The sequence below is a fragment of the Streptomyces boluensis genome, assembly GCF_009908195.1.
In the GTDB taxonomy this organism is placed as follows: domain Bacteria; phylum Actinomycetota; class Actinomycetes; order Streptomycetales; family Streptomycetaceae; genus Streptomyces; species Streptomyces boluensis.
In genome coordinates this window covers 1-5,103 of the sequence record NZ_JAAAHS010000479.1, presented here as the reverse complement: position 1 = coordinate 5,103, position 5,103 = coordinate 1, and the positions used below count along the sequence as shown (strand labels likewise).

Annotated in this window: 5 protein-coding genes; 2 read left to right on the top strand and 3 right to left on the bottom strand. The window is 71.4% G+C overall.

The window, feature by feature from the left end; all coding sequences use genetic code 11:
* Positions 1-391: 391 nt before the first annotated feature.
* Positions 392-2,095 carry a 2-isopropylmalate synthase gene (leuA, locus tag GUY60_RS34130; RefSeq protein WP_161705006.1) on the top strand — a complete coding sequence of 568 codons (1,704 nt, stop codon included), beginning with the start codon at positions 392-394 and terminating at the stop codon, positions 2,093-2,095.
* The gene (locus tag GUY60_RS34125; protein WP_161705004.1) at positions 2,095-2,925 is read left to right on the top strand and encodes an ABC transporter ATP-binding protein; all 831 of its coding nucleotides are present in this window, start codon (positions 2,095-2,097) and stop codon (positions 2,923-2,925) included. Before leuA ends, GUY60_RS34125 begins: the two co-directional genes overlap by 1 nt.
* Before the next feature lie 92 nt (positions 2,926-3,017).
* On the opposite strand, the gene GUY60_RS34120 is transcribed toward GUY60_RS34125, so the two are convergent.
* The 3 genes from GUY60_RS34120 to GUY60_RS34110 all read right to left on the bottom strand — a co-directional run.
* Positions 3,018-3,233 carry an EF-hand domain-containing protein gene (locus tag GUY60_RS34120; protein WP_161705002.1) on the bottom strand — a complete coding sequence of 72 codons (216 nt, stop codon included), beginning with the start codon at positions 3,231-3,233 and terminating at the stop codon, positions 3,018-3,020.
* Between the two features lie 75 nt (positions 3,234-3,308).
* The gene (locus tag GUY60_RS34115) at positions 3,309-4,496 is read right to left on the bottom strand and encodes a YncE family protein (RefSeq protein WP_161705000.1); all 1,188 of its coding nucleotides are present in this window, start codon (positions 4,494-4,496) and stop codon (positions 3,309-3,311) included.
* Positions 4,493-5,103, bottom strand: a 611-nt coding sequence (locus GUY60_RS34110; protein WP_161704998.1) for a polysaccharide deacetylase family protein, incomplete at its 5' end; no start/stop codon positions are given. The genes GUY60_RS34115 and GUY60_RS34110, both read right to left, overlap by 4 nt.

Below are 5,103 nucleotides of genomic sequence, written 5' to 3'. Positions count from 1 at the left end.
GCATGCTCGACCAGAGGGCTGGGGCGGAGGTGTCCGAGGGTGGGCATGGGGCAAGCCTTCCAGGGGCTGACACACGTAGCGCGACGAGAGCGGAAACGGGCGGTCACGGAGCGCTACTTGTCTGAGGAGCTGAGGTGTGTCTAGTGTAGCGGCCATGTTCTTCTGCGGAGCGCTTCTTCTCGGCTGCCGCGGCGGGGTCTGACACGACCGGCACCCCGCCGCGGGGTGCCGTGCTGCCGGTCGCCGACCGTGAGGGACGACCGAGAGAAGAACGATCACCGTGACACCACCCGCCACGTCACCCGCCACACCACCCGCCACATCGCCGGCCACCTCCTCCGCGTACGCCGCCTCCCCCGCGTACGACTGGAATCCGCAGGCCCCGAGCCCTATGCCGTACCACCGCTACCGGCCCGCGCACGAGCGGGTGTCGCTGCCCGGCGGGGGCGCGCGGAGCTGGCCGTCGGCGCGGATCGAGCGGGCGCCGCTGTGGGTGCCGGTCGACCTGCGGGACGGCAACCAGGCGCTGGCCGAGCCGATGGGCACGGACCGGAAACGGCGCCTGTTCGATCTCCAAGTGGCCCTGGGATTCAAGGAGATCGAGGTCGCGTACCCCTCGGCGAGCCGTACCGACTTCGAGTTCGTACGGCATCTGGCCGGGGCCGTGCAGCGGGGTGAGGTGCCCGAGGACGTGACCGTCGTGGTGTTCACCCCGGCCCGGCGCGATCTGATCGAGCGCACCTTCGCGGCGATCGAAGGGCTGCCGCGCGCGGTGGTCCACCTGTACGCGGCGACGGCGCCCGTCTGGCGTGACGTGGTCCTCGGCCGGAGCCGGGACGAGGTGCGGGCGATGGTCGAGGACGCGGCGCGGCTGATGGTGAAGCTGGGCGGGGACCGGGAGGGGCTGCGGTTCCAGTTCTCGCCGGAGGTGTTCAACCTGACCGAGCCGGACTTCGTCCTGGAGCTGTGTGACGCGCTGACCGGCCTGTGGGACGCCTCCCCCGACCGTCCGGTGACGCTCAACCTGCCCGCCACCGTCGAGATCGCGACGCCGAACGTCTACGCGGACCAGATCGAGTACATGCACCGAAACCTGGCCCGGCGCGATGCGGTGATCCTCTCCGTGCATCCGCACAACGACCGCGGTACGGGGGTGGCCTGCGCCGAACTCGCCGTGCTCGCGGGCGCCCAGCGGGTGGAGGGCTGCCTGTTCGGCAACGGTGAGCGGACCGGCAACGTGGACCTGGTGACGCTCGCGCTGAACCTGTACACCCAGGGCGTGGACCCGATGGTCGACTTCTCCGACATCGACGAGGTGCGCCGCACGGTGGAGCACTGCAACCGGCTGCCGGTGCATGAACGGCACCCGTACGGCGGCGAGTTGGTGCACACCGCGTTCTCGGGCACGCACCAGGACGCGATCAGCAAGGGCCTGGACGCGCATGCGCGGCGGGCGCGGGAGCTTGGGGTGCCGGAGCGTGAGGCGCCGTGGGACGTGCCGTATCTGCCGGTCGACCCGGCGGATCTGGGGCGGTCGTACGAGGCGGTGATCCGGGTCAACAGCCAGTCGGGCAAGGGCGGTGTGGCGCATCTGCTGCGCGCGCACCGCGGCCTCGACCTGCCGCGTGAGCTGCGGGCGGAGTTCGCGCGGGTGGTGCAGACGGCGACGGACGACAGCGGCGGCGAGGCGGACGCGGAGCTGCTTTGGTCGCTGTTCGAGTCGGCGTATCTGGCACCGGGCACGGACGGGGAGTCGGTACGGCTCGCGGACTGGCGGGCGGACCAGGTAGACGGGGCGGCCGGGGGCGAGTACCGCTTCGTGGGCGCGCTGACCGTGCACGACCGGCCGGGCGACTACGAGGGCACGGGCCCCGGCCCGGTGTCGGCGTTCACGCGGGCCCTCGCGGCGGCCGGTGTGGAGGTCACGGTCCTGGACTACGCGGAGCACGCCACGTCGACGGGCGCGGACGCACCGGCGGCGGCGTACGTGAAGTGCCGGGTGGGCGAGCGGGTGGTGTGGGGCGCGGGCCTGGCCCCCGCGACCCTGACGGCCTCGGTGCGGGCGGTCCTGTCGGCCGTCAACAGGGCGCTGTGATGGGCGAGTTGGAGACAGGGGCGGACATCGGCACCGTACTGAGTGTGACGGACGTGTCGGTCGTACGGGACGGGCGTACGTTGCTCGACTCGGTGTCGCTGACCGTGCGTGCCGGGGAGCACTGGGCGTTGCTCGGTGCGAACGGTGCGGGCAAGTCGACGCTGCTGCGGCTGCTCGGCGCTTCGGCGCATCCGACGCGGGGTGCGGTGGAGTTGCTCGGTCACCGGATCGGGCGGGTGGACCTGCGGGAGTTGCGGGCGCTTGTGGGGCACGTCGACCCGCGGCATCCGCTGCGCTCGCCGCTGCGGGTGCGGGATGTCGTGCTGACCGGGCTCACGGGCAGCGTGGAGCCGGTGCCGCGCCGTTCGGCGTCGGCGGAGCAACTCGCTCACGCGGACGAGCTGTTGGGCCTGCTCGGGGTGGCGGGTCTTGCCGAGGCGCGCTGGCCGCAGTTGTCGCAGGGTGAGCGGGGCCGGGTGCTGATCGCGCGGGCGTTGCTGCCCAGGCCTCGGCTGCTGCTGCTCGACGAGCCGGCCACGGGTCTGGACGTACCGGGCCGGGAGCAGTTGCTCGAAGGCCTCGACGCGTTGCGGTCGGCGGATCCAGGGCTTGCCACGGTTCTGGTGACACATCACCTGGAGGAGCTGCCGGAGGGCACCTCGCACGCCCTGCTGCTGCGGGGCGGCCGGAGTATGGCGCGGGGGCCGGTGGAGCGGGTGCTGACGAGCGAGCGGGTCAGCGCGTGCTTCGACCATCCGGTGGTGCTGACCCGTACGGAGGGCCGCTGGCAGGTACGGGCCCGGCGGCGGGCACCGGTCGCGGCGGGCTGAGACGGAACCGCGGGCCCGCACCACCGTTGTGGTGCGGGCCCGCGGTGCGCCGTGGCCGACGGGTCGAGGCGGGTCAGGCCTCGCTGACCGGATCAGGCCTTGCTGAGGTGGGCCCAGAACTCGTCGAAGGACAGGGTCTTGTCCTGGTCGGTGTCCCGGGCGGCGATGATGGCTTCCGCCACGGAGTCGGTCACGTTCCAGTCACCGCCCTGCGCGAGGGCCTTCTTGAACTCGGCGGCGGTGATGAATCCGTCACCGTCCGTGTCGATCCGCTGGAACTGCGCGCGCGCTTCCTCGATGTCCGCCACTGGTCCACCCCTTCTTGGTGCATGCATTTGCCGGGGGTCAGATTAACGGCCCGCGGTGCGCGCGCGGCGCGGTGGTCAGCGGAAGACGCCGGTGTGGCCGAGGGAGTAGCGGCCGGGCTGCGGGTAGACGGCGAGTCCGTGGGGGCCGCCGCCGACCGGGATACGGGCGAGCTGGACGCCGGTGCGGGTGTCGATGGCGTACACCTCGGAGTCGTAACGCCCGGACAGCCAGAGGACCTTGCCGTCCGCGGAGACGCCGCCCATGTCGGGGCTGCCGCCGTCGGGGAGCCACCACTTCTTGGTGAGCTTGTTCTTCGGGAAGTCGAAGACGGAGATGGAGCCCTCGCCCCGGTTGGGGATGTACATCTCCTTGGAGTCGCGGCTGACGTAGAGGCCGTGGGCGCCCTTGCCGGTGGGCATCAGCTGGGGCCTGGTGAACTTCTCGCCGTCCAGGACCCACACGCCGTGCGCCATCATGTCGGCGATGTAGAAGGTCTTGCCGTCCGGGGAGACCTTCACGTCCTGCGGCATCGCGCCCTCGAAGGGCAGCTTCTGCTGGCCGACGACCTTCATCTTCTCGGTGTCGACCTTGAGGAGTTCGGCGGAGAACTCGCAGGACACGATGAAGTAGCGGCCGTCGCGGGAGAAGTCGGCGTGGTTCACGCCGCGGCAGCTGACGGGTTCGGTGTGCTGACGCTTCATCGTGTGCGGGTCGCGGAAGACCAGCTCACGGTCGAGCGAGGCCATCACGACGGCGTGCTTGCCGTTCGGGGTGAAGTAGAGGTTGTACGGGTCGTGCACCTCCACGTCCGGTCCGCGGCGCTTGGCGGTGGCGGGGTCGACGGGGGTGAGGGTGTGCCCGCGGTTGTTGTTGACCCAGAGCGTCTTCAGGTCCCAGGACGGTACGACGTGCTGGGGCTGGGTGCCGACCTCGATGGTGTCGACGACCTCGAACTTCTTGGGGTCGATCACGGAGACGGTGTTGGAGTTGGTGTTGGGGACGTACACCCGCTGCGGGAAGTTCTTGACCACCGGGGACAGTTGGTTCGGCTTGTCGGCGGCGTACACGTCATTGGGGTCGAGGACCGCGGGCATGCCGGGGAGCCCCTTGATCGCCCCGGGCTTGGCGGGCTTCTTGGCGAGGGCCGCCTGCGAGGTGTCGTCGGCCGGGGAGCCGCAGGCGGCGAGCGCGGCGCCGGTGGTGAGCAGCGCGGCGCACATCAGCAGGCGGGTGCGTCGGGTGAGGGGGGTGCGTCGGGTCATGGTGTCAGCAGCTCCGTGGTGGTCACCGCGCTGAGGCCGCGGCGGTCGATCTCTTCGAGGACGGCGGGCAGCGCGGCGACCGTGTCCGCGTACCCGAAGTGCAGGCTCACCACGGATCCCTTCCTGATCCGGCCGGTGACGGTGCGGACGACGGTCGGTGCGCCCGGCGAGGTGAAGTCCAGGGAGTCCGTGTCGTACGACAGGACGTGCGGGTAGCCGGCGCGGTGGGCGAGCCGGCGCACCAGCGGGGCGGCATCCTTGGCGCGCGAGGGCCTGAACCAGGTGCCGATGGAGCCGGTGAGGCGCTTCAGGCGGTCGGCGCAGCCGGTGATCTCCGCGTACGCCTCGGCCTCCGGCATGGAGTTGATGTCGAGGTGGCGCAGGGTGTGGTTGCCGAGTTCGTGGCCGCCGTCGAGGATCCGGTGGGCCATCGTGGGGTGTTCGTCGAGCCAGCGGCCGACGGCGAGCACGGTGACGCGGGCCTCGGCGCGTTCGGCCTCGGCGAGCAGGGCCTTGGCGGTCTTCGGGTCGCCCTGGCCGTGGAAGGTGAGGGCGACGCGGGGGCGGTCGCGCGGTCCGTGGTCGATCTGCTCGGGCAGTCCGGGGA